13 protein-coding genes are annotated in these 21,122 nt (G+C 70.9%); 7 read left to right on the plus strand and 6 right to left on the minus strand.

Going from position 1 to position 21,122, the window contains the following annotated elements; translation table 11 throughout:
- Positions 1 to 55: 55 nt before the first annotated feature.
- Both argC and argB read left to right on the plus strand, forming a co-directional pair.
- Complete coding sequence (argC, locus tag NR810_RS32780; RefSeq protein ID WP_257458375.1) at positions 56 to 1,120, plus strand: N-acetyl-gamma-glutamyl-phosphate reductase; 1,065 nt, start codon at positions 56 to 58, stop codon at positions 1,118 to 1,120.
- Positions 1,117 to 1,965 (plus strand): acetylglutamate kinase, encoded by an 849-nt coding sequence (gene argB, locus NR810_RS32785; protein ID WP_257458376.1) that lies wholly within the window; start codon positions 1,117 to 1,119, stop codon positions 1,963 to 1,965. Before argC ends, argB begins: the two co-directional genes overlap by 4 nt.
- Here argB and NR810_RS32790 read toward each other — a convergent pair.
- Together NR810_RS32790 and NR810_RS32795 are read right to left on the minus strand one after the other, a co-directional pair.
- On the minus strand, positions 1,954 to 3,354 hold the full coding sequence (locus tag NR810_RS32790) for a cytochrome P450 (protein ID WP_257458377.1): 1,401 nt from the start codon (positions 3,352 to 3,354) through the stop codon (positions 1,954 to 1,956). The two genes, argB and NR810_RS32790, sit on opposite strands and share 12 nt — an antisense overlap.
- Before the next feature lie 98 nt (positions 3,355 to 3,452).
- On the minus strand, positions 3,453 to 4,727 hold the full coding sequence (locus tag NR810_RS32795; protein WP_257458378.1) for a phthiocerol/phthiodiolone dimycocerosyl transferase family protein: 1,275 nt from the start codon (positions 4,725 to 4,727) through the stop codon (positions 3,453 to 3,455).
- 88 nt (positions 4,728 to 4,815) lie between these two features.
- On the opposite strand from NR810_RS32795, the gene NR810_RS52280 reads away from it, so the two are divergent.
- The gene (locus NR810_RS52280; RefSeq protein WP_326522529.1) at positions 4,816 to 5,946 is read left to right on the plus strand and encodes a peptidoglycan recognition protein family protein; all 1,131 of its coding nucleotides are present in this window, start codon (positions 4,816 to 4,818) and stop codon (positions 5,944 to 5,946) included.
- A 675-nt stretch (positions 5,947 to 6,621) separates the two neighbouring features.
- Positions 6,622 to 11,550 carry a hypothetical protein gene (locus tag NR810_RS32815; protein WP_257458379.1) on the plus strand — a complete coding sequence of 1,643 codons (4,929 nt, stop codon included), beginning with the start codon at positions 6,622 to 6,624 and terminating at the stop codon, positions 11,548 to 11,550.
- 15 nt (positions 11,551 to 11,565) lie between these two features.
- Here NR810_RS32815 and NR810_RS32820 read toward each other — a convergent pair whose 3' ends face one another.
- A complete protein-coding gene (locus NR810_RS32820; RefSeq protein ID WP_257458380.1) occupies positions 11,566 to 13,278 on the minus strand; it encodes an ATP-binding protein in 1,713 nt (570 codons plus the stop codon).
- Positions 13,279 to 13,513: 235 nt separating this feature from the next.
- On the opposite strand from NR810_RS32820, the gene NR810_RS32825 reads away from it, so the two are divergent.
- The 3 genes from NR810_RS32825 (at position 13,514) to NR810_RS32835 (ending at position 16,464) form a co-directional block, all read left to right on the plus strand.
- Complete coding sequence (locus NR810_RS32825) at positions 13,514 to 15,118, plus strand: PAS domain-containing sensor histidine kinase (protein ID WP_257458381.1); 1,605 nt, start codon at positions 13,514 to 13,516, stop codon at positions 15,116 to 15,118.
- A gap of 104 nt (positions 15,119 to 15,222) precedes the next feature.
- The gene (locus NR810_RS32830) at positions 15,223 to 15,996 is read left to right on the plus strand and encodes a C40 family peptidase (RefSeq protein WP_257458382.1); all 774 of its coding nucleotides are present in this window, start codon (positions 15,223 to 15,225) and stop codon (positions 15,994 to 15,996) included.
- 57 nt (positions 15,997 to 16,053) lie between these two features.
- Complete coding sequence (locus NR810_RS32835; protein WP_257458383.1) at positions 16,054 to 16,464, plus strand: hypothetical protein; 411 nt, start codon at positions 16,054 to 16,056, stop codon at positions 16,462 to 16,464.
- 31 nt (positions 16,465 to 16,495) lie between these two features.
- Here the strand turns inward: NR810_RS32835 and NR810_RS32840 are convergent, their stop codons facing one another.
- From NR810_RS32840 to NR810_RS32850, 3 genes are all read right to left on the minus strand, one after another.
- The gene (locus tag NR810_RS32840; RefSeq protein ID WP_257458384.1) at positions 16,496 to 19,153 is read right to left on the minus strand and encodes a protein kinase domain-containing protein; all 2,658 of its coding nucleotides are present in this window, start codon (positions 19,151 to 19,153) and stop codon (positions 16,496 to 16,498) included.
- Positions 19,154 to 19,373: 220 nt separating this feature from the next.
- Positions 19,374 to 20,492, minus strand: a complete 1,119-nt coding sequence (locus NR810_RS32845; RefSeq protein WP_257458385.1) for an acyltransferase family protein — start codon at positions 20,490 to 20,492, stop codon at positions 19,374 to 19,376.
- Between the two features lie 76 nt (positions 20,493 to 20,568).
- Positions 20,569 to 21,018 (minus strand): hypothetical protein, encoded by a 450-nt coding sequence (locus NR810_RS32850; RefSeq protein ID WP_257458386.1) that lies wholly within the window; start codon positions 21,016 to 21,018, stop codon positions 20,569 to 20,571.
- Positions 21,019 to 21,122: the final 104 nt, after the last annotated feature.

A 21,122-nucleotide genomic window follows, 5' to 3' on the forward strand; every position in this document is an offset into this window, starting at 1 on the left:
CCAGCCGGGGCACCTCTATACACGCCCCGGGCAGTACCTCACGGAGACAGTGCACATGGCCAACAAGGTCAAGGCAGTCCTCATCGGCGGTACCGGCTATGGCGGGGCCGAGATCCTCCGCCGCCTCCTCTTCCACCCCCACGTGGAGGTCATCCGCGTCACCGCGGTGGACAACATCGGCAAGAAGGTGGGCGACGTCCACTTCAACCTCGCCGGGCTCACCGACCTCTCCTTCCAGGAGCTGCCTCCCGCCCAGGCCGTGGCCGGCGCGGACGTGGTCTTCCTGGCCATGCCCCACAAGACCACCGCCAAGGTGGTGCTCGACATCATCAACTCGGGCGTGCGCATCGTGGACCTGTCCGGCGACTTCCGCCTGCGCGACGCGGCCTCCTACGCGAAGTACTACGGCGTGGACCACCCGGCTCCGCAGATGCTCACCGACGGCGCCTTCACCTACGGCATGCCCGAGCTCAACCGCGAGGCCATCCGCAAGGCGCGCTACATCGCCAGCCCTGGCTGCTTCGCCACCACCATCGCGCTCGGCCTGATGCCGCTCGCCAAGGCCGGGCTGCTCACCGGTCCCATCCACACCGTGGCCGCCACCGGCTCCTCGGGCAGTGGTGCCAACCCGCAGATTACGACGCACCACCCGCTGCGCGCGGCGAACCTGCGCACCTACAAGCCGCTCGAGCACCAGCACATCCCCGAAATCCTCCAGACGCTGCGCATCGCCGGTGGCAAGGAGGACATGTCGCTGGAGTTCGTGCCCGTGTCCGCGCCGCTGCCGCGCGGCATCTTCTCCACCTCGTTCGCCGAGGTGCCCGCCTCCGTCACGCAGGAGCAGCTCGCCGCCGCGTGGAAGTCGGCCTACGGCAACGAGCCCTTCATCCGCATCGTCGGCGGCGGCCGTCAGCCCGAGGTGGTGGGCGTGTCCGGCAGCAACTACGTGGAGGTGGGCTTCACGCTCGGCCCCGTCACCGGCAACACCCGCCGCGTGGTGTGCTTCTCCGCGCTCGACAACCTGGTGAAGGGCGGCGCCGGTCAGTCCATCCAGAGTTTCAACCTGATGATGGGCTGGGACGAGCGCCTCACCCTCGCCGAGCCGGGACTGTGGCCATGAGCGCGCTCACCGACTTCCGGGGGCGCTGGTTCGTCGTGAAGATCGGCGGCGAGCTGGCCATGGACAAGCCGAAGCTCGCCGCGAGCGTGGGCGCCGCCGTGCGCGCCTTCCTCGACGCGGGCATCCGCGTGACCGTCATCCACGGTGGCGGGCCCCAGGCCACCGAGATGCAGAAGAGGCTCGGGCTTCAGCCGAAGATGGTCGCCGGCCGCCGCTACACCGACGAGGCCACCCTCGAGGTGATGAAGATGACGCTCGCGGGCCAGGTGTCCGTGGACGTGGCCTCCGCCTTTCGCATCGCCGGTGTCCCCGCCCTGTGCACCACCGGCATGTCCGCCGGGCTCGTCGACGCGAAGCGCCGTCCTCCCAAGGTCATGAGCGGCGCGGGGCCGGAGCCCGTGGACCTCGGCCTGGTGGGCGACATCACCGGCGTGGACACCGCGCTCTTCCAGCGCATCGCCGACGCGGGCTTCGTCCCCGTGCTCGGCTCGCTCTCCGGGGACGCCCAGGGCAACGTCTTCAACGTCAACGCGGACACCGTGGCCACCCGTGTGGCCGCGAAGCTCGGCGCCGCCAAGCTGTTCCTCGTGTCCAACGTGCCCGGCGTGCTCGCCAACAAGGACGACCCCTCCACCCGCCTGCCCACCCTCACCCCCGCCGAGGCCCGCGCGAAGATCGCCTCCGGCGTCATCCAGGGCGGCATGATTCCCAAGGTGGAGGAGAGCCTGGAGATGCTCGAGGAGGGCATCGAGGCCATCCACATCGTGGGCATCTCTCCCAACGACGCCGTGCTGCGCGAGGCCGAGAAGCCCGGCAGTCACGGCACCGCGTTCCTACGCGGGTAGGGTGACCCGGGCCGGGCGGCTCAGGGGCTCCAGGAGCATGGGGAGCCCTCCCTTGGGCCGCAGGGTGATGAGCGGCTCGGGCTCCACGGGGCGGCCGGGCAGCGCGCGCAGCTGGAAGCGCTGCAGCACGGTGGCGGTGATGAGCGTGGCCTCCATGAGGGCGAAGGCGTTGCCGATACACAGGCGCTGGCCTCCGCCGAAGGGGAGGAGGGAGAAGCGGGGCCGGTCCGCGGCGTGCTCGGGCGAGAAGCGGTCCGGGTCGAAGCGCTCGGGGTCGGGCCACAGCTTCGGGTTGCGCTGGAGGACGTAGGCGTTGAGCGTGACGATGACGCGCGGGCTCGCGGGGATGTGGACGCCCGCGAGCACGTCCTCCTTCACCGGCTGGCGGGCGAAGAGCCACGCGGGCGGGTAGAGGCGCAGCGTCTCCTCGAATATCTGGGTGAGGTAGCGCAGGTGGGGGAGATCGTCGGCGGTGGGGAGCCTGTCGCCGAGCACGGTGTCCACCTCGGCGCGGGCACGGGCCTCCACGTCGGGATGCTGGGACAGCAGGTGCCACATCCAGGCGAGTGCGGTGGCGGTGGTCTCGTGACCGGCGAGGAAGAGGGTCATCGTCTCGTCGCGCAGCTGTTGATCCGTCATGCGCTCGCCGGTGTCGGCGTCCTGGGTGGCCATGAGCGTGGCGAGCAGATCATCCCCGTGCGTCTGGCCTTCGCGGCGGCGGGCGATGATGTCGAAGACGATGGCGTCGAGGGTGGACAGGACGCGGCGCCAGGCACGGTTGCGCGCGGTGGGGATGAAGTCCGGAGGACGCAGGCCGAAGGAGAGGCCGCGGTAGTTGACCTCCTCGAGCGCGACGGCCATGGCCTGGCCGACGCGCTCGGCGGTGCCGCTGACGTCGGTGGAGAAGAGGGCGCGGCCGACGACGGCGAGGGTCAGGCGCATCATCTCGCTGAAGATGTCGAGGGGCGCGGAGGTCGAGTGGGACCGCCAGCGCGCCAGCATCTGCCCGGTGACGTCCACCATGCCCTCGGCGAGGGTGGCGAGGCGCTCCTTGTGGAAGGAGGGCTGCATGAGGCGGCGCTGGCGCTTCCAGAAGTCACCTTCGCTGCTGAAGAGGCCGTTGCCGAGCAGGTCGCGCACGTCGCGCAGGAAGCTGGGCGGTTTGTTGTACCTGTCGGCATGATCGACCAGCACGTGCTTGATGAGCTCGGGGCTGGCCAGGGACAGGAGGTGGATGGTGGGCCCCATGCGCAGGCGGACGAAGTCTCCGTGCTCCTGATGGGCGCGGGTGAAGAGCTGGAGCGGTTCGCGCCGCCGTTCCTGGATGCTGCCCCAGAACCAATGGCCTCTGGGTCCGGGAACCTCTCCGAGCCTGCGTTCTTCCGGCATGTCTGCTGACTCCTGGGCAAAGGGGCTGGTCTCGGGAGGAGACCGAGCGGAAAGACGGTACTGGCGGCCGGGGCACGGCACGAGAAACCTCGCGGCGTTCAGGCCGCCGTGTGCAGCTCCGCGACCGCGTCTCGCACCACGGCTTGAATCTGGGAGGGGGAAGCCACCGGATGTGTGTAGACGTAGTTGAGGAACATCCGGCCCCGGAAGCTGGAGGCCGCCAGCCCCAGCGTGCTCCCCAGCATGCGCGCGCAGGTCACGAAGTGGACCTTCTCCAATGACAGCGGGCCGACGCGCTCCGGCAGCTCCACCCGTCTGATGTTGGTGATGCCGAAGGCTCCCCAGGCGGGGTGCGCGAACAGCTCGAGGCTCTTGCGGATGTCCCGCGGCATCATGCCGCCCTGGAGTCTTGTCGCCACCAGCACGTCCCGCTCGCGGGCCTGGTGCACCTTCTTCGTCGCTTCGCGGGCCAGCGGCCACAAGGAGGCGCTCTTCGAAACGGAATGGAAGGTGGTGACCGGCGCCACGAACACCCCGATGTCCTCGGCGATGTCGCCCTGGAGCAGGGAGCGGAGATCCACGGCCGTGCTGCATGCCAGGGAAATGGGCTCGGACTCCGGGAACTGGCGGGCGATGGCACGCAGCGCCGTCGCCATCAGCACGCCGTGGAGGGTGCAGCCCTCCGCGCGGGCCCGCTGAAGCAACTTCTCGGAGGTGGCTTCGGAGAGCTCGTGGGGAAGCATCCGGGCCTCGCGCTGCGCGAGCGGAACCTCATCGTTCCCCGGCAGCTTGCGCGGCCGGGAGAGCAGGCCCGGCAGCATCCGGCCCACGAAGGACCCGGCCTTCAGCGCGCCCTCGAGTCCCCGCACGCGGGTGGGCAGCAGCGCGTCCAGGGGCACGGAGGCGGGGCGCGGCGCCAGCACGGGCCGCTGGCCCTCGAGGATCATCCCCAGGGCCTGGAGCAGGTCGCGAATGAAGTGGATCCCCGAGAGCGCATCCCCGATGGCGTGCAGGAAGGTGATGAGCAGCTCGTGGACCTGGGGCGAGCTCAGGAGCGTCACGCGCACCAGGGGGCCCTCGGTGCTGGGAATGCGGGTGACCAGCTCTCCTTCCGTCCGCCGGCGCCAGTGGTCATCGTCCGCTCGCTCCAGCACCTGGAGCGGAATGGGATTGACGCTTGGTAGGAATCCGGGTGGGTCCCCGTCGATCCGAACGCCCAGCAACGGGTGGCGGTGCTGCACCGCCGTGAGCGCCTTCTTCAACTGCTCCGGGTCGAGCGGACCCGAGAGCCGCACCACCAGGGTGAAGTTGAACTCGGTCTGCTTGTCGAGGACCCAGAAATCACGTTCGTTCCTGCCCAGGGGGCGCTGCATACCGGCACTATATTTCCAGGGGGTAGCAACATCTGCTCTCGTCCGGCGATAATTCCGTCGTCGTCTCAGTTTTCCCCCGGAGCTGACCGTGAGCACTGTTTCCTCCTCGACCCGCCCCCAGGTCGCCCTCGCCTCCGCCGCCGCCTCGTCCGCGCCCTCCCTGCCGTCGGGTACCCTGTCCAAGGGCGCTTCGGGGCCCGCCGTGAAGCAGCTCCAGTCGGCCCTGGTGAAGCTGGGCTACATGACCCAGACCCAGATGAACTCCGGGCCGGGGACCTTCGGTCCCCAGACCGAGGCCTCGCTCAAGAAGTTCCAGTCCGCGCACAAGCTGACGGCCGACGGCGTGTACGGCCCGAAGACGCGCGCCGCGATGCTCAAGGACCTCACCCCCGCCGCGCCCTCCAAGCCGCCCTCCTCTCCCTCCGTCACCGCGCCCGCGGCGGGCCTGGAGCGCGGCGACAACGGCGCCCCCGTGAAGCAGCTCCAGTCGGCCCTGGTGAAGCTGGGCTACATGACCCAGGCCCAGATGAACTCCGGCCCGGGCGTCTACGGCCCCAAGACCGAGGAGTCGGTGAAGAAGTTCCAGTCCGCGTGGAAGCTGGGCGTGGATGGTGAGTACGGCCCGAAGACCAAGGCCGCCCTGGAGAAGGCCCTCGCCGGCCAGAAGCCTCCCTCCTCCAACCCCACCCCCGCTCCGGGTCCCACTCCCACCCCCGGCAAGGTCACCAGGCCGGACATGAAGTGGGTCCCCTCCGCCAACTACGGCTCGCGCGGTGGCGCCGACATCGACTCCATCGTCCTTCACCACACCGCCTCCAACAACGTGGAGGGGGACCTGCGGGCGTTGACCAGGCCCAATGGCGACAAGTCGGTCAGCGCGCACTACCTCATCGGCAAGGACGGCACCATCTACCACCTGGTCGATGACAAGATGGCCGCCTGGCACGCGGGCAAGTCCTCGCTTCACGGCGACACCAGCCCCAGCGTCAACGCGCGCTCCCTCGGTATCGAGATCACCAACGACGGCAGCGGCAAGACCCCCTTCACCGAGGCCCAGTACCGCGCCCTGGAGAAGCTCGTCCCCTACCTCGCCAAGACGTACAACGTCCCCATGAAGAACATCCTCGGCCACAGGGACGTGGCTCCCGGCCGCAAGGTCGACCCCGCCGACAACTTCGACTGGGGCCGCATCCGCCGCGCCACCGACGCCGTCATCTGACGCCCGGCGGTTCGTTGGTCCCTCGCGTGCGCCCGCGTCCCTTTGTGCAGTACGCTGCACATGGGCGCGGGCGTACTGCGTCGTGTGGGTAGCACCCCCGTGGCCCCAAGTTCCTCATTTCCCTGGGCCTCGCGTCCGGCATGGTCGTTGTAGGGGGCTTCTCTCAACATGTATTGCTCGTCCTGCCGGCAGGAACGGCTCGGGGGTCTGGCCTGCGCCGCGTGCGGCAAGCCCATGTCCTCCCGCCCTCGCGAGGTCCTGGAACAAGAGCTCGCCCACGTTCACTTCCTCCTCGCGGAGCTCGCCCACTGGGACCCCTCGTATGTCCCCACGGGCGCTCGCAGTTACCTCTCCCAGAGGTATGAGCGGCAGGCCCGGATCCTCCTCTCCGTGCTCGCCGAGGGGGCTTCCTCTTCCTCCGTGGCCGCCCCTGGTTCTTCTCCGGCTCCCGTAGAGGAGGGGCCTCCTCCGGTGATCCTCGAGGTCCAGGGCGAGAGCCGCTCGCTCTCCGATGCCGCCGCGGAGGTCTCGGCCTTCATGGCCGGACAGGGCTCTGATCCGGCTCCAGTAGACCCTCACCCCAGCCCTCTCCCAGAGGGAGAGGGGGCATACACGGGGTCGACTTCGGATCCGACATACCCTCACCCCAGCCCTCTCCCGGAGGGAGAGGGAGTCGTGCTTCCTCCCGTCGTTACGGAACCTCTTTTCGAAGCTCCTCCCGTTCGCTCCGTCTCCGCTCGCATCGTCGAACAGGTCTCCACCTGGGACACCGTCTGGCGCCCCTTCCTCTACGAGAGCATCGGCTGGTTCATCGGCGCCTTCCTCATCGTCGCCGGCTCCCTTTATCTCGCCTTCGATAGTTGGGCCGGTCTCACCTCCTTCTCCCGCTCCCTCGTCGTCTTCGGCATGACCGCGGGCTACTCCGCCGCCTTCTCGATCTGCGGCTCCCTGCTCGCACGCCGCGAGGCCCTCGCCAGCGCCGGCCGCATCCTCGGTCTCATCGGCGCCTCCGTCGCACCCCTCGCCGGCATCGCCCTCGGTCCCATCGGCAGCCTCAGTCTCGACGGTGTCCCCCTCGCCCTCCTGCTCCCCCTGCTCCTCGCCTGGTCCCTCGCCGCGGCCTGGCTCGTCCGCAAGCCCGCTGAATCCTTCGACGCTCCCTCCCGGCCCACCGTCCAGCTCGCGCTCATCGGCACCACCTTGATGTTGGGGTTGGCCTCCCTCTTCGCCCGCCTCGGCACTCACGCGCTCTGGCTCGATGTCCTCCCCTGCGCCCTCTTCTTCGTCCTCTCGCGCCACCGCGTCCCCGAGCCCAGGAGCTCCAAGGCGCTCGCCTTCGCCCTCGGCGCCCCCCTCTACCTGGCGCTGCTGTTCTCCGTCCGGTTGCACCTCGCGCTCTCCGCCGCCGGGGTGGCTCCCTCCTTCGGGGGGTACGCCCCGTTCCTCGCCTTCCTCCTCGCCGCCTGTCTCGGCTTCCGCCGCCTCCCGCCCGACGAGGCCGCTGATTCCCTCTCGATGGGCGTCGCTTCGCTTCAGGTGGCCTGCCTCGTGCTCGCCGCCACGGGCTCGCCCCCGGCCTTCTTCTTCACCGCGGCCGTCTTTACCTGGACCGTGTTCGGGCTCTCCCGTGGCGCGCTCTCCCGGGTTCGCTGGCTGTACCTCGCCTATGCCGGCGCGTACCTCTCCTATGCCTCCGCCGGGCAGCTCGTCCCCGGGGCCGTGCGGGCCCTGATCGACTCGCTCAAGGCCTCGCTGGGGTATCCCGTGTCCGGGAAGCTCCCGTTCCACTTCGGGGCCCTCTCGGCCGTGCCCTTCGTCCTCGCGGGCGTCGTCCTCGCCGGGTGGTTGCGCTCCCGCGCCGAGCGCTCCTCCTCGGTGCGGGACGCGCAGACCTCCGAGATCCTCCTCCGCTCCACCGCCGCCGCCAGCCTCGTCTTCGTCCTCCTCGGGCACATGGGCCTCGACCAGCGCCCGGCCTTCTGGGCCGCGCTCGCGTTCATTCCCCTCTGCGTGGGCAGCGGGTTCCTCTTCGAGCGCCTCTACCTCTCCATCACCGGAGCCCTGCTCTCCTTCTTCCTCTCGTTCTCCTCCGTCCTCCTCCTGGGGCCCTCCGGCTCCTCGCTGCTGTGCGGTGGCGTGGCGCTGGTCTTCGCCGGACTGTCGCTCGTCTGCACCCGCCCCACGCGTCTCACCTTCAGTGTCGCGGTGGCGTGGCTCTCCTTCGTCGGGTTCGTCTACGGGCTCGGCGTGGGCTCCCGTGTGTCCGGTGTGGTGGGCATGGCGCTCTGCGGTACCGCCGCGCTCCTCGTGGCGTGGAACCTCGCCAATCCCTTCCTGCTCGCCCTCGCGGCCCTCGGGGCCGCCGCCGTCGTGCCCAAGCTCGCCAGTCTCGTGGACCCCTCGCTGGTTCCCCTGGCTCTCGCCCTCTCCGGGCTGGGGCTCGCCGCCCTGGGCGAGCTCGGCGGCCGTGCCCGGTTGTTCGGTTGGCCCGGCATCGTGTACGCCCTCCTGGCGTTCGTCTGGGGCCTCGCCAGCCAGGTGCCCTGGTTCGGCGTCATCGTGCTCCTGGCCGCGGCGGCGGTCGCCGTCACCTCGCGCACCTTCCCCATCGTGCGCCCGCTCGCCGTCATCCTCGCCGGCGTCGCGCTCCTGCCTCGCCTGGGCGCCTTCTCCGCCTGGCCGTGGATGACGCCCGCGCTGTCCGTCACCTGCTTCATCTTCTGGTCCCTCGGCACCTCGGGAGCCGCCGCGCGCTGGGGACGCAGCGCGAGCACCTTCACCGCGGGCCTCGTGGCCCTCCTCTTCCCCTCGCTGGCGGCCATCCAGGCGCACGGGACGCAGCCATATCCGCTGATGCTCGGCGTAGCGCTCGCGGCCCTCTTCACCGCTCGTGCGCTGCACCCCTCCGTCAGCGTCGTCACCGCCACCGTGTTCGCCAGTGTGGACATCCTCCCGCGTGGCGCCCTGGCGCAGCTGGCGGTGGCCACGCTGCTGAGCGTCCTCGCCCTGCTCGAGTCCTCCCGGACGGCGTTCCGGTGGCTCGCCGGGGAGCGCCGCTTCGCGCTCGCGGCCAGCCTCTGCGCCCTGCTGTTCCTGGGCGTCGCGTGCGCTCACCCCCATGGGGCGGAGGCCTACCCCGTCCTCGCGGGCGCGATGCTGCTGCCGCTGCTGTGGACGCGGGCCAACCGCCAGCCGCTCTTCGCGGCCTTCGCGCCGCTGCTCGCGTTCGGCGTCGTCCTCATCTCCCAACTGCCCATGCCCTGGGCGCCCGCGCTGCCGCTCCTCTCGCTCGGGGTGGTGCGCGCCGCCGAGCACCTGCCCGCCGCGCGCCTCCTCCTGCTCGGAAGGCCCGACGACGCGCTGGCCCGCCAACTGTCCGCGTGGATGCAGGGTGCGCTGACGCTCGTGGGCGTCGTGCTGGTGCCCGAGACCCAGGCGGATCCGTGGGTGCTGGGTCTCCTCGTGGCCGCCCTCGTGCTGCTGCCCGGACCGAAGCCCTCGGTGCGCGTGGGGCTCGGGGTGGGCCTGCTGCTCTTCTGCTTCCCCCTCCACCCGGTGGCCATCGCGCTGCTGCTGGCGCTCGGCTTCCTCACGCACCATGTCCCCGGTGCGCTGTGGGCCTTCCTCCGCACGCCGCCGGACTCCCTGCTGCGGCCCCTCACCGTGGGGGGAGCGCTCGCGCTCGCCGCCGGGTCCATCGTCCTGCACGCGCCCACGCCCGGCGCCATCATCCTGCTGGCCGGCGTGCTGCTGGTGGGGGCCTTCCTCCTGTCCCAGAGCTGGATGCTCACCGCCTCGGTGCTCGTGTTCGCCAGTGCCTCGCTGGGCAGGACGGCGGAGCACGGCTTCCTCGATTGGGGTCCACAGTCGGCGTTGACCTTCGCCGCGGTGGGGTTCGGCGCCGCGCTGCTGTCCGCCCTGTGCCAGCACGGAGACATCCAGCGTGCCCTGATCCGGCTGGCCGCGCGCCTGTCGCCGGGACTCTCCGAGACGTGGAGCGAGCCGCTGTGGGTGGCGGGAGCCATCGCCACGGCCGTGCCCGTGGGGATGCACCTGGTGGAGTGGGGGCCGGGCGCGCTGCCCCTCCCGGTGGCGCTCCTCACGGGCCTGGCCTCGGGCGTGCTGATGGTGGCGCGCGAGCGGTGGATGGCCAACGTGGCCACCGCGTTGTTGGGCGCGATGCTCGTCGCCCTGGTGCCGCCCCTCTGGACACCCGCGGTGCTGAGCGGCACGGGGCTCGTGCTGTGCATGGTGGGCACGTGGCTGGACGAGCGCGACTTCACCGTGGGCGCGGCGCTGCACCACGCGGGCTGGGCGCTGTCGTTGCTGTCCCTCGCCATGTTGCGTGACTTGAAGCACCCGGGCACGGGGGCGTGCTTCCTGCTCGGTCTCGGGTCGGCCTGGGCGGTGGTGTACCGGCGCCGCGAGCGCGAGGTGGTGGGGTGGGTGGCCACACTGGTGGCGCTGCACGCGCTGCTGGCGCACGTGGGCGCCATCTTCTCCACCGGCAGGGGCGCGGAGTTCATCCTCCCGCTCTTCGGCGCCCTCTCCGCGCTGCTGGCCACGCTGGCCCTGTCCGTCGCGGGCGAGCGCGTGCGCCGGGGCGTGGGCCATGCCTTCGCCGTGGTGGCCCTGGTGGAGGTGCTCGGTGGGCTGGTGCTGGTGCCCGGGGCGGCCGGGGTGATGCGCGAGGCGATCATCGACTGCGTGTGTCTGGCGGTGCTCTTCTTCGCGCTGGTGCGCCGCGCCGTGCGCGAGGAGGACGAGACCTCCGCCTTCCTCGCGCAGGGGACGCTGGTGCTCGGCTACCTGGCGGTGCGCCTGCACGCGCTGGTCTCGGGGCTGGGCGCGGCGGACAGCCTCGCGGCGCTGGTGGGCGGGGCGCTCTTCTCCGGCCTCTACGTCTTCGTGATGCGCGAGGGCGCGGGCCTGCCCGCCTTCCGCCGGCCCGCGTTGTGGGGCGCCTTCCTCTTCCCCATGGCGGGCCTGCTCACCGCGCCATGGCATCAACCGCTGTACGTGGCGGCCCTGCTGGTGGGCTACGCCGCCCACTTCGCCGCGCTGGCCGCGCACCCCTCGCAGCGGGGCATGTCCTCGCTGGTGTCGGTGTGCTCCTTCAACGCGGCGCTCTTCTTCGTCTGGATGGGCACGGGGGCAGGGGAGCCGCAGTATTACGTCATCCCCGCGGGCCTCTCGCTGCTGGTGCTGCTGCGCGTCTTCCAGGACGCGCTCACCCCGGACACGCGGGCGAAGCTGCGCGCCCTGGCCATCACCATCATCTACGTGGCCGGGGCCTGGAAGCCGCTCATGTTCCAGGACGGCCGGGCCATGCTGCTGTGCGTCTTCCTGTGCCTGGTGGGCGTGGCGGCCGGCATGGCGCTGCGCATCCGCTCCTACGTGTACCTGGGCAGCGCCTTCCTGGTGACGTGTGTCATCGCCAACCTGGCGCGCTTCGGCATCCGGGACCACCGCATGGGCGCCGCCTTCCTCTCCCTGCTCGGAGTGGGCGTGGTGGGCTTCATGGTGCTCTTCACCGCCAAACGCGCGGAGCTGCTCGAGCGCTACGAGCGGGTGCGCGCGATGATGTCCACCTGGGAGGGCTGAGGCGGGCGCCCGGCGCTACGCCGGGACGTCCAGCAGGGGGAGCGACACGGTGAAGCGGGCGCCTCGTCCGGGCTCGCTCTCCACCGACACGCTCCCGCCATGGGCCTCGACGATCTCCCGCAGGATGTAGAGCCCCAGCCCGAAGCCGCCGTAGTTGCGCACCGGGACGGCGCGCTCGAAGCGCCCGAAGATGCGCTGCTGGTCCTCCGGCGCGATGCCGATGCCCTCGTCCTCCACGCTCAGCAGGGCGCGGCCTTCCTCCGCCCGGCAGTGGATGTGGATGGGACTGCCCGCCCCGTACTTCATCGCGTTGGACAGCAGGTTCTCCAGCATCTGCTCCAGCCGCAGCCTGTCGCCGAGCACCACGACCGTCCCCTCCACCCGCACGTCGAGCGAGCAGCCCGCCTGCCGCACCACCTCGCGCGAGCGCTCCTCCACCTCACGCACCAGCTCCCCCAGGTCGCACGGCGCCGACTCCAGTTGCAGTGTGCCCCGCGTCAGCCGCGACATGTCCAACATGCTCTCCACCAGCCGCGTGAGGCGCACCACCTGCCGCTCGGCCACCGTCAGCCGGGCCAGCATCTCCTCGGTGGAGGGCCGCTCCCCGTGGAGCAGCCGCATGGCGCGCTGCACCCCCAGCCGCAGCGGCGTGAGTGGTGTGCGCAGCTCGTGCGAGGCGATGGCCAGGAATTCATCCCGCAGGCGCACCGCCTCCTGCGTCTCGCTCAACAACCGCGCCCGCTCCGCCTCCGTCTTCCGGCGCTCGGTGATGTCCACGAAGGTCACCACCGCTCCCAGCCGCTCGTGCTCGTTCCCGTTCTCGCGCCACACCGGGTAGGACCAGGTCTCCGCTGGAAAGCCCGTCCCGTCCGCGCGCCACAGCCACTCGTTGTCGTTGTGGGTGCCCTCCCGCGTGGCCGCCTCGTAGAGGAGGCACTCCTCCCGGGGATAGGGCTTCCCATCCTCGTGCGTGTGGTGGATGGCGTCGTGCATGATGCGCCCGATGAGCGCCGAGGCGTCCGGGTAGCCCAACAGCCGCACGCAGGTGCGGTTGGCGAAGGTGCACCGCCCCTCCAGGTCGATGCCGTAGATGGCCTCGCCGGTGGAGTCGAGCAGCAGCCGGAAGAGCTCCTCGCTCCGCCGCAGGCGCTCCTCGGCCTGCAGGCGCGCGAGACCCTGGGCCAGGGAGTCCGCCACCAGGGAGATGGCCTCCAGGGTGTCGTCCTCCAGGTGGCGGCGCGCGAACATCGCCACCACCCCCACCACCCGGCCCTCGGCCAGCAGCGGGTAGCCGGCGAAGGACACCAGTCCCTCGCGTCGGGCCCACTCCTTCCCGGGCACCCGCGGATCGTTCGGCACGTCGTTGGTGAGGTGGGGCCGGCGCTCCTCGGCGATCCGTCCAATCTTCAGCTGCCCCACCGGAATGCGCGCGTGGGCTCCATCCAGGTGGGTGTAGAGCCCGGCGCTCGCCTTCAGCTCGAGCGTGTCCGCGCCGGGAGGCAGCTCCCAGATGCGCGCGAGGGCCACTCCGAGGTGGCGGACCATCGCCTCCGCGCACGGTTGCAGCATCTCCCGTGGGGTGCCCGGATGGGCCAGCGCCGCGGCCACCTCCGTGCGCAGGAGGGTGGCCGCGCCGGGCTCCCTCCGCCTCGAACCCCGCCGGGAGAACCATGCTCCCGTGACACTCCCGAGCGCGCCCGCGAGCAGGCCAACGACCAGGGCCTTCACGACTCGGGAGCTCCTTCAGGCTGGGGGCGTCGCGCGTCCATGACCGCTAGATGCTCACTTTCCTGTCTCACGTGGTGCTCAACCTTCTGGGGGATTTCAACCGTCCACTAGTCGTAGCAGGGACGATGCCCAGGCGTCTGGCGGCCAACATCCCGAGGTGCCCCGGCCCTGAAGTCGTCCGATGACCCTGTATTCTTCCGAAACGCAGAGCCGCGCGGAGAGGGAGGGCTGACCCATGCGGTCGCGTGAAGCCGTCGTGCAGATGCCGGTACTCCAGGACGTGGGGGCCGAGCTGTTGCGGCGCATCCTGGACGCCTTGCCCTATCCCATCTTCTGGAAGGGAGAGGATCTCCGCTACCTCGGGTGTAACGCCGCGTTCGCCAGGCTCGCCGGCCTGGCGAACCCCGACGCGGTGGTGGGCCTCACCGACTACGAGCTGCCCTGGCGCGCGGGGGACGCGGACTTCTACCGGTCGTGCGACCAGGAGGTGCTGCGAACCGGGGAGCCGCTGCCCGAGTTCGAGGAGCCCGTGCACGACAGCACCGGCTGGCAGCGCTGGACGCAGACGAGCAAGGTGCCGCTCCGGGACGAGCGGGGGAGCGTCACCGGCGTGCTCGGCATCCTCGTCGACGTCAGCAGCCGGCACGAGGCGCAGGATCAGCTCCAGATGGCGCTCGAGGCGGGGGCGGCGGCCAATCGCCTGCTGAAGGCCCAGGTGCGCGAGCGCGAGTCCATGCAGCGCGCCCTGGCCACGAGCGAGATGCGGCTGCGCACGGCGGTGCGTGGCGCGCGGATGATCATCTGGGCGCTGGACGCGCAGGGAGTCTTCACCTTCTCGGACGGAGGGGGGTTGGCGTCGTTGGGGCTCGTGCCGGGGGGACTGGTGGGGCTCAGCATCTTCGAGCACTACCGGGACAACCCGGACATCGTGCGGCAGGCCCGGCGGGCGCTGGCCGGTGAGGCCTTCTCCGAATACACCCTGTTCGACGGCATGCACCACGAGACGCACTACACGCCGGTGTTCGACGAGTCCGGCGTGCTCACCGGCGCCATCGGCATCGCCACGGACGTGGAAGAGCGCGTGCGCTACCACGAGATGCTGGAGGCGGAGCTGGAGCGGACGCGCGGGCAGCTGCTGCAGGTGGAGCGGCTGGCGACGTTGGGCACGCTGGCGGCCGGTGTGGGGCACGAGCTGCGCAACATCTCCACCGTCCTCGACAGCCTGAGGTGCTACTTCACCGAGTGCGCCGAGAGAGGCATCCCGCCGGATCCGGAGGAGCTGAAGGAGCTGGGCTGGGCCTGTGAGCACGTGGCCATGCACGGTCGGCACCTGATGGACCTGGGCCGGCCCGGGAAGACGCGGGTGGAGCGGGTGGACCTGCGCGAGCTGGTGGCGGGCACGCTGGCCATGCTGCGCACGGCGGGCCGCATCAAGCACGTGAAGGTGTCGCTCTCGGCACCCGAGTCTCCCCTCTGGCTCGAGGTGAGCCGGACGCGGGTGGAGCAGGTGCTGCTCAACCTGGTGAGCAACGCCGCCGACGCGGTGGAGCCGGTGCGGGACCGGCCCGCGGAGGTGTGCGTGTGCCTCCACGAGGACGTGGCGGCGGGCCTCGTCTGCTGCCGCGTGGAGGACACCGGCGTGGGCATCCCCGAGGACACGCTGGCCAGCATCTTCGAGCCTTGGTTCACCACCAAGTCTCCGGGCCGCGGCACGGGCCTGGGCCTGCCCGTGGTGCGCACCATCATCCAGGAGTGCGGGGGAGACCTGTCGGTGGAGAGCCAGGTGGGCAAGGGCAGTGCCTTCACCTTCCGGCTCCCCGCGGCGGGCCCTCCCGGCTGAGCACCTCGGAGGCAGGCGGACGCCCCCCGTCCGGTCGTTGAGCGTGCAGGCGACGCTGGAGGTGGATAATGTCCGCCCTCCCTCTCGCCTCACGGGAACCCCGAATGCGCTGTCTCGCCCTCGTCCCGGTGTGTCTCCTCGTCGCCTGTGCCGGCACCGCGCCCGCGCTCCGTCCAGCGCTCCCGGCCGAGCCGCGCTCCGTGGCCGCTCCCCGGCCGGGCGTGGGCGGCGCCGAGTCCGCCGTGCTGGAGGGAGTGGCGCATGCGCTGATCACCACCGTCGACGCCGCGCGGCTCGTGTCCTCGTCGGCCAGCCTCCGGACCTGGCACCCCGGCGCGGCGGCAACGCCCTCGGGTGTCGCGGCCCTCATCGTCGAGCGCGCGGTGCAGCTCGTGGGGGTGAAGCGCCTGGGGAGCGTGGCGCGCGGCGTGCCGGATGACTGCTCCGGCTTCGTGCGGCTCGCCTACCAGCGGGCCGGCATCGACCTGGTCAGCCATGGCTTCCTCGGTGGGGAGAACGCCGTCTCCGCCATCTTCCGCCGTGCCCAGGACCAGGGGGCCCTCCGCCACCGCCCACGGCCGGGAGACCTCGTCTTCTTCCGCGAGACGTACGACCGCAACCGCGACGGCCTGCGCAACGATGGGATGACGCACATCGGCGTCGTCGAGAGCTTCGAGCCCGATGGCACCGTCACCTTCATCCACCGGGGCAGCAAGGGCATCGCCCGCTCGCGGATGAACCTCTTCTTCCCGCGCACCCACCGCATCGGCCAGGACGGGCCCGTCCTCAACGACTACCTGCGGGCCGCCTCTCGCGGCCAGCGCGCCTGGCTGGCCGGGGAGCTCTTCGCCGGTTTCGCCGCTCCCGGGCCGTTGTAGGAACTCCTGTGCCCATGTGGGTTTGAAGCCGGGCGCCGTTCCTGCGTCAGGAGGCGCATGCGAATCGTCCTGCTTCTTGGATTGCTCAGTCTCGCACCGGGTTGTGTCCTGCATACCGGCCGGGGTCACTACCCACGGCCCGCGCCAAGTCCCGCGCCGCCTCCGCCGCCCCGCTCCATGTCCTATGACGAGGCCGTGTCGCTCGGCCTGGGGCAGTGCCAGTCGCGCGGCTACCGGTGCGAGCTGAAGGAGGCCCACCTGAAGGGCCACGACGTGTGGAAGGTGAAGTTCCGCGCCTTCGCGCCCGGCGCCAGGGGCCACCTGCACCTCGACTACGACGCCTACTCCCGCGCGCTCCTCAAGGTGGACGAGAAGGTGAAGTCCAGGGGCGACGACTGGGATGACGATGATGACGGCCGGGGGCATGGCCGCGGCAGGAAGAAGGGCCATGCGAAGTGGGATGACTGAGGTGGCATGAGCCCGGGAGGGGCGGGGACGCTCACTTCTTCGTCAGCGTCTTGACGGCGTCCTCCGCCTCGTCCTGGCCGCAGTTCCTCGGGCCCGACTTCTCCCGGGGCAGCTTGCTCAGCTGCTCCAGCGCCGGCAGGGCGTCCGGATTACCCAGGCCCGCCAGCCGCCGCGCCGCGCGCGCCCGCACGCCGCAGTTCTTCGACTCGAGCGCTCCCGAGTACAGCTTCACCAGGTCCAGCCCGGCCGTGGTTTGCACCGCCTCCAGGTAGCGCAGCGCGCCCCACTGTCTCGGCGAGTGCTCCTCCTCGGCCAGCTCCTCGAAGTGCTCCTTCACCCGCTCCTTGGGGAACGTGGACAGCAGCTTGCGCAGCCCCTTGTCCCCCTCGTCCTCGCCGAAGTCCTCGGCCAGCCCGTCCAGCACCGGGTCCTCGAGGGACTCCCGCGCCTCCGCGTCCAGCCCCGTCAGCACCGAGTGCTCCTCCTCGTGCCGGTCCAACGCGTGCAGCGCCCACGCGCGCACCTGCGGCACCGCCCCGTCCTTCTTCGCCTCCGCCGGGATTTCCGCCAGACGCTTCAGCGCCTCCGCCGCCTGGCCCTCTTCCACCAGCACGCGCGCCTGGTACACCGGGTTGCCTCGGCGCACCACCTCGTACGAGCCGACGCCCAGCACCGCCACCACGCCCAGGCTCACGCCCACCGTCTGGCCCGGGTAGGCGCGGGCGAGCGCCACCACCCGCTCGACGAGCCTTTCCACCACCGGCCGGGCCACCTGCTCCAGCCGGCTCCAGGCCGCCCGCATCGGCCGCATCACCGGGGCCAGCTGCTCGGTGAGCGGAGGACGCATGGACACCTCGTCCTGGCCTCCGAAGGGCAGGCCCTCCGGGGCGCGGCGGCAGCGGTGGAGGCGCAGCGGCTCGCCGCTGCCCGGCATGGGCACGCTGCCGCACGGCTCGGAGTCTCCCTCCACCCGGCCGCGCGCGAGGTTCACCGACTCGGTGAAGACGACCTCGCCCGCCTCGGCCACCTGCTCCACCGCCTTCACCACCTCCACCGGCTCGCCCAGCACCGCGTCGCGCGTGACGAGCACCTCGCCCGTGTGGAGGCAGATGCGCACCGGCAGCCGCTCCTCCGGGTCGCACTGCTGGTTGTGACGCCACAGCCGGTCCTGCATCGCCATGCCACACAGCACCGCGTGGGTGGGCGAGGAGAAGACGGCCAGCAGCGAGTCGCCCCGCTTCTGCACCAGCTTCCCGCCGTACTCGCGCAGCTGGGGCAGCAGCAGCCCGTCATGCGTCTCCAGCATGCGCGCGTTCTGCTCGTGCGTCTGCCGGGAGGTGCGCTCGGTGTAGCCCTGCAGGTCGGTGAGCATCACCGTCAGGTTGCGCGGGGTACCCGTGAGCGTCCCGCCGCCGAGGGCGGGCAGCAGGTCCGTGAGCCTCGGGCCGGGAGCGTTGGTCCTGCCTCGTACCTGGTTCATGGCGGGCAGGGCCTCGAGGGCTTCGGGAGAGGAGCGGGTGCGCGCGCGCGAGGGAGAGATGCCTTCGATGGCCGCGAGGGCCGCGGGCGCCTTGGAAGGGCGGGTGCGCGCGCTGGAGGACGAGGGCCGGTTGGAGGACGAGGGACGGGCGGGCACGGTCACGTCGCGCACCCCGAAGGCGGCCGTGCCCGAGGCGGGGGAGGGGGCCGGGGCCGGCGCTGGCGCCGGGGCGGGCACGGCGAAGGCGACCGTTCCGCTCCCGCCCTCGGTGGGCAGCTCGGGGATGAGGAAGTCCGAGATGCTCGGGGAGGTGGAGGAGGACGCGCCGGCCGCCACCGCCAGACCCATTCCGCTCTGGCTTCCAACGGACGCCACCGCGCCGAGCATGTCCACCAGTGCGTTCGCGCTGGGCAGCCGCTGGGCGGGGTCCTTGTTCAGCAGCTGCATCACCAGCGCGACGAGCGCGGGTTGGCCCATGAGCGTGGGCGCGGCCTCGATGAGGGGAAGGGGCGCCGAGGCGGCGTGCTGGGCGACGTACTGCGTGGGTCCCGGTCCGGGGAAGGGGAGCTGTCCGGAGAGCACGCGGTAGGCGAGCACTCCAAAGGAGTACAGGTCGCTGCGCGGGTCCACCGGCGCGCCCGTGGCCTGCTCCGGCGAGAGGTACTCCGGCGTGCCCACCACCAGCCCCACCTGGCTGAGGTTGCTCGCGGTGTCCGGCTCCACCAGCCGGGCGATGCCGAAGTCCAGTAGCCGCGCCTGCTCGCCGCGCAACCCCCGGGTGAGGAGCACGTTCTCCGGCTTCAGGTCGCGGTGGATGATGCCCTTGTCGTGGATGGCCGCGAGGCCCTCGGCCAGCTGGTAGAGCAGCGGCAGCGCGCGCGAGGGCGCCATGGCTCCGGCCTGGAGCACGTCATAGAGGTTCTCGCCCTCCACGTACTCCATGACGAGGCACGCGCCGACACCCGTCTCGCCGTAGTCGATGACGCGCACCACCGACGCGTGCTCCACCGCGGACAGCAGCCGGGCCTCGCGCTTGAAGCGCTCGATCATGCTCGCGTGCAGCATCAGGTCCGCGTGCAGGACCTTGATGGCCACCTTGCGTCCCAGCGACACCTGCTCGCCGAGATACACCTCGCCCATACCGCCCGCTCCGAGCAGTTGGAGCACACGGAAGCGGCCATCCAGGACGAGGGTACCGGTATCGATCACGGGCGCTGCATCTTCGCCGGAAACGGGGAGCGCGGGCAGGGGGCGTTGCGTGAAGCGGGGCCGGTACTCTGCCCGCCCTCCAGCCAGCGGAACAGCAAAACCCGAGGGCCTGTCGCCCTGGATGTGTCTCCAGATGACTGCTGGTGAACCTCTCGCGTGGAGGTCCCCGTGGAGTGTGGGTACATGTGAGATCCACGCGAGCAAGCGTGGAGGCCACGACTCACTCGGGCCGTGCTTCGGGCACCCCCCGCGCTCCGGCACGCACGAGGCGCAGGACGGTGGAACGCAGGCCGAGGATGGGGCGCTCGACCCAGCGGAAGAGGCCCTCCGTCACCACGGCGGTGACGAGGAGCGCCGCGCCCAGCTGCCACACGGGAGGCCGCACACCAGGGGGCGGCAGCATCCAGCGCAAGATGATGAGGTGGTACAAATACAGGCCATAGGAACGCTGTCCCACCACCACGAGCGGGTGCCAGGAGAGCAGCCGGCCGAGGAGTGAGCCGGGGGTGCTGGCGCGGACCGAGAACAGCACCAGCGAGGCCGCCGCGAGGTTGGCCAGTGAGATGGCGAGCACCCAACCCAGGCCCGCGTCCAGGCGCACCGTGAGGGCCCCCACCGCGAGCAGCACCGTGGAGAGCACCGCGCTGAACGGATGGGAGAGTCCGCGGACGAGCGCGCCCTCCGGCCGCCTGTCGAGCAGTATCGCGCAGGCGCAGCCCAGGCTCAGACCATCCAGCCGTGCGGCGGTGTGCATATAGGAGAAGGACTCGCTCCACTGCGCCACCTGGGCCCAGAGCCGGAAGGCGGTGCTCGCGCCCGCGACGGCGAGCAGTCCCGCGAGGAGGGCCTCGGAGGAGACCCGCGAGCGCAGCAGCATCCAGAGGAGGACGGGCCACACCAGGTAGAACTGCTCCTCGATGGAGAGCGACCAGGTGTGACTGAGGATGCCCATGGCATCCGGGTCGAACGCCGTCACCCAATTGCTGGCGTACAGCAGCACCGCCGCGATGCCGTAGACGTAGGGCATGGCCCCGGGGTCGGGCCCGATGGAGGCCACCGCGAGCCCACCGAGCAGGAGCGCGCAGAGGGAGGCCGGCATCAACCGCAGCACGCGGCGCACGTAGAAGGCGCGGAGATCCACGTCACCGTCCCTCGCGTGTTCCTTGAGCAGCAGCGTGGTGATGAGGAAGCCGCTGAGCACGAAGAACACGTCCACACCCAGGAAGCCGCCGGGCACCCGGGCCGTCACGTGGTGGAGGACCACGGCGAGCACGGCGAGCCCCCGGACGCCATCGAGCGCCGCGTAATGCCGGAAGCTTGACGAGTGAGGGAGTTCCATCGAGCGGGCCACTGTACCGGGTCAGACGCGTTGCTCACGAAGCGGCGCTCGAGGGCTCCGCTGCTCCCCAGCCCGGCTAGGAGGCTCGTGGGTGTTCTTCTCCGCGGTGCGTGTCCGGGGGCGGACCGAACCTCGGGCCCTCCATGCACTTCGCCGTCCACCGCACCGCTTCGGACATGGAGGTGGTCGTGAAGTACGGGAAGGGCATGGGGATGAGGTGGAGGACGATGCTCGCGGTCAGCTGCATCACGGGCGAGGTGATGATGGCAGCGCAGCCCAGCACCTGGGCGCGTATCTGTGCGTCCTGTTCCCTGGCGAACAGAGCCAGGTTGCGGCGATGCTCAGCCGTCATCATCCGCACCTCGCGGGTGTCGAGGATGCCGACGAACTTCTCCTTGCGCCGCAGGTAGGTGCGCAACTGGTGGAAGTACTCGTCCTGTTGCTGGAGCGAGGGCACCCCCACGAACCTGGCCACCAGCAGGGGCCAGTGCGAGTCATCGAGGGTGATGGAGGCGGAGGAGTCCATTCCGGGGCGCGCCATCCTGACCTGTCAGGAGCGTGCCTGCTTGAACAACGTGTTGAGGGCTTCGTCAACTGTCCGGGCGAAATCAGCCGCGAGGACTTCTTCTC

The sequence above is a fragment of the Archangium lipolyticum genome (assembly GCF_024623785.1).
In the GTDB taxonomy this organism is placed as follows: domain Bacteria; phylum Myxococcota; class Myxococcia; order Myxococcales; family Myxococcaceae; genus Archangium; species Archangium lipolyticum.

Excerpts from the sequence above, each read along its gene's own strand:
- argC (WP_257458375.1), top strand. The coding sequence starts at position 56 with ATGGCCAACAAGGTCAAGGCAGTCCTCATCGGCGGTACCGGCTATGGC.
- argB (WP_257458376.1), top strand. The coding sequence starts at position 1,117 with ATGAGCGCGCTCACCGACTTCCGGGGGCGCTGGTTCGTCGTGAAGATC.
- NR810_RS32790 (WP_257458377.1), bottom strand. The coding sequence starts at position 3,354 with ATGCCGGAAGAACGCAGGCTCGGAGAGGTTCCCGGACCCAGAGGCCAT.
- NR810_RS32795 (WP_257458378.1), bottom strand. The coding sequence starts at position 4,727 with ATGCAGCGCCCCCTGGGCAGGAACGAACGTGATTTCTGGGTCCTCGAC.
- NR810_RS32825 (WP_257458381.1), top strand. The coding sequence starts at position 13,514 with ATGCGGTCGCGTGAAGCCGTCGTGCAGATGCCGGTACTCCAGGACGTG.
- NR810_RS32830 (WP_257458382.1), top strand. The coding sequence starts at position 15,223 with ATGCGCTGTCTCGCCCTCGTCCCGGTGTGTCTCCTCGTCGCCTGTGCC.
- NR810_RS32835 (WP_257458383.1), top strand. The coding sequence starts at position 16,054 with ATGCGAATCGTCCTGCTTCTTGGATTGCTCAGTCTCGCACCGGGTTGT.
- NR810_RS32845 (WP_257458385.1), bottom strand. The coding sequence starts at position 20,492 with ATGGAACTCCCTCACTCGTCAAGCTTCCGGCATTACGCGGCGCTCGAT.
- NR810_RS32850 (WP_257458386.1), bottom strand. The coding sequence starts at position 21,018 with ATGGACTCCTCCGCCTCCATCACCCTCGATGACTCGCACTGGCCCCTG.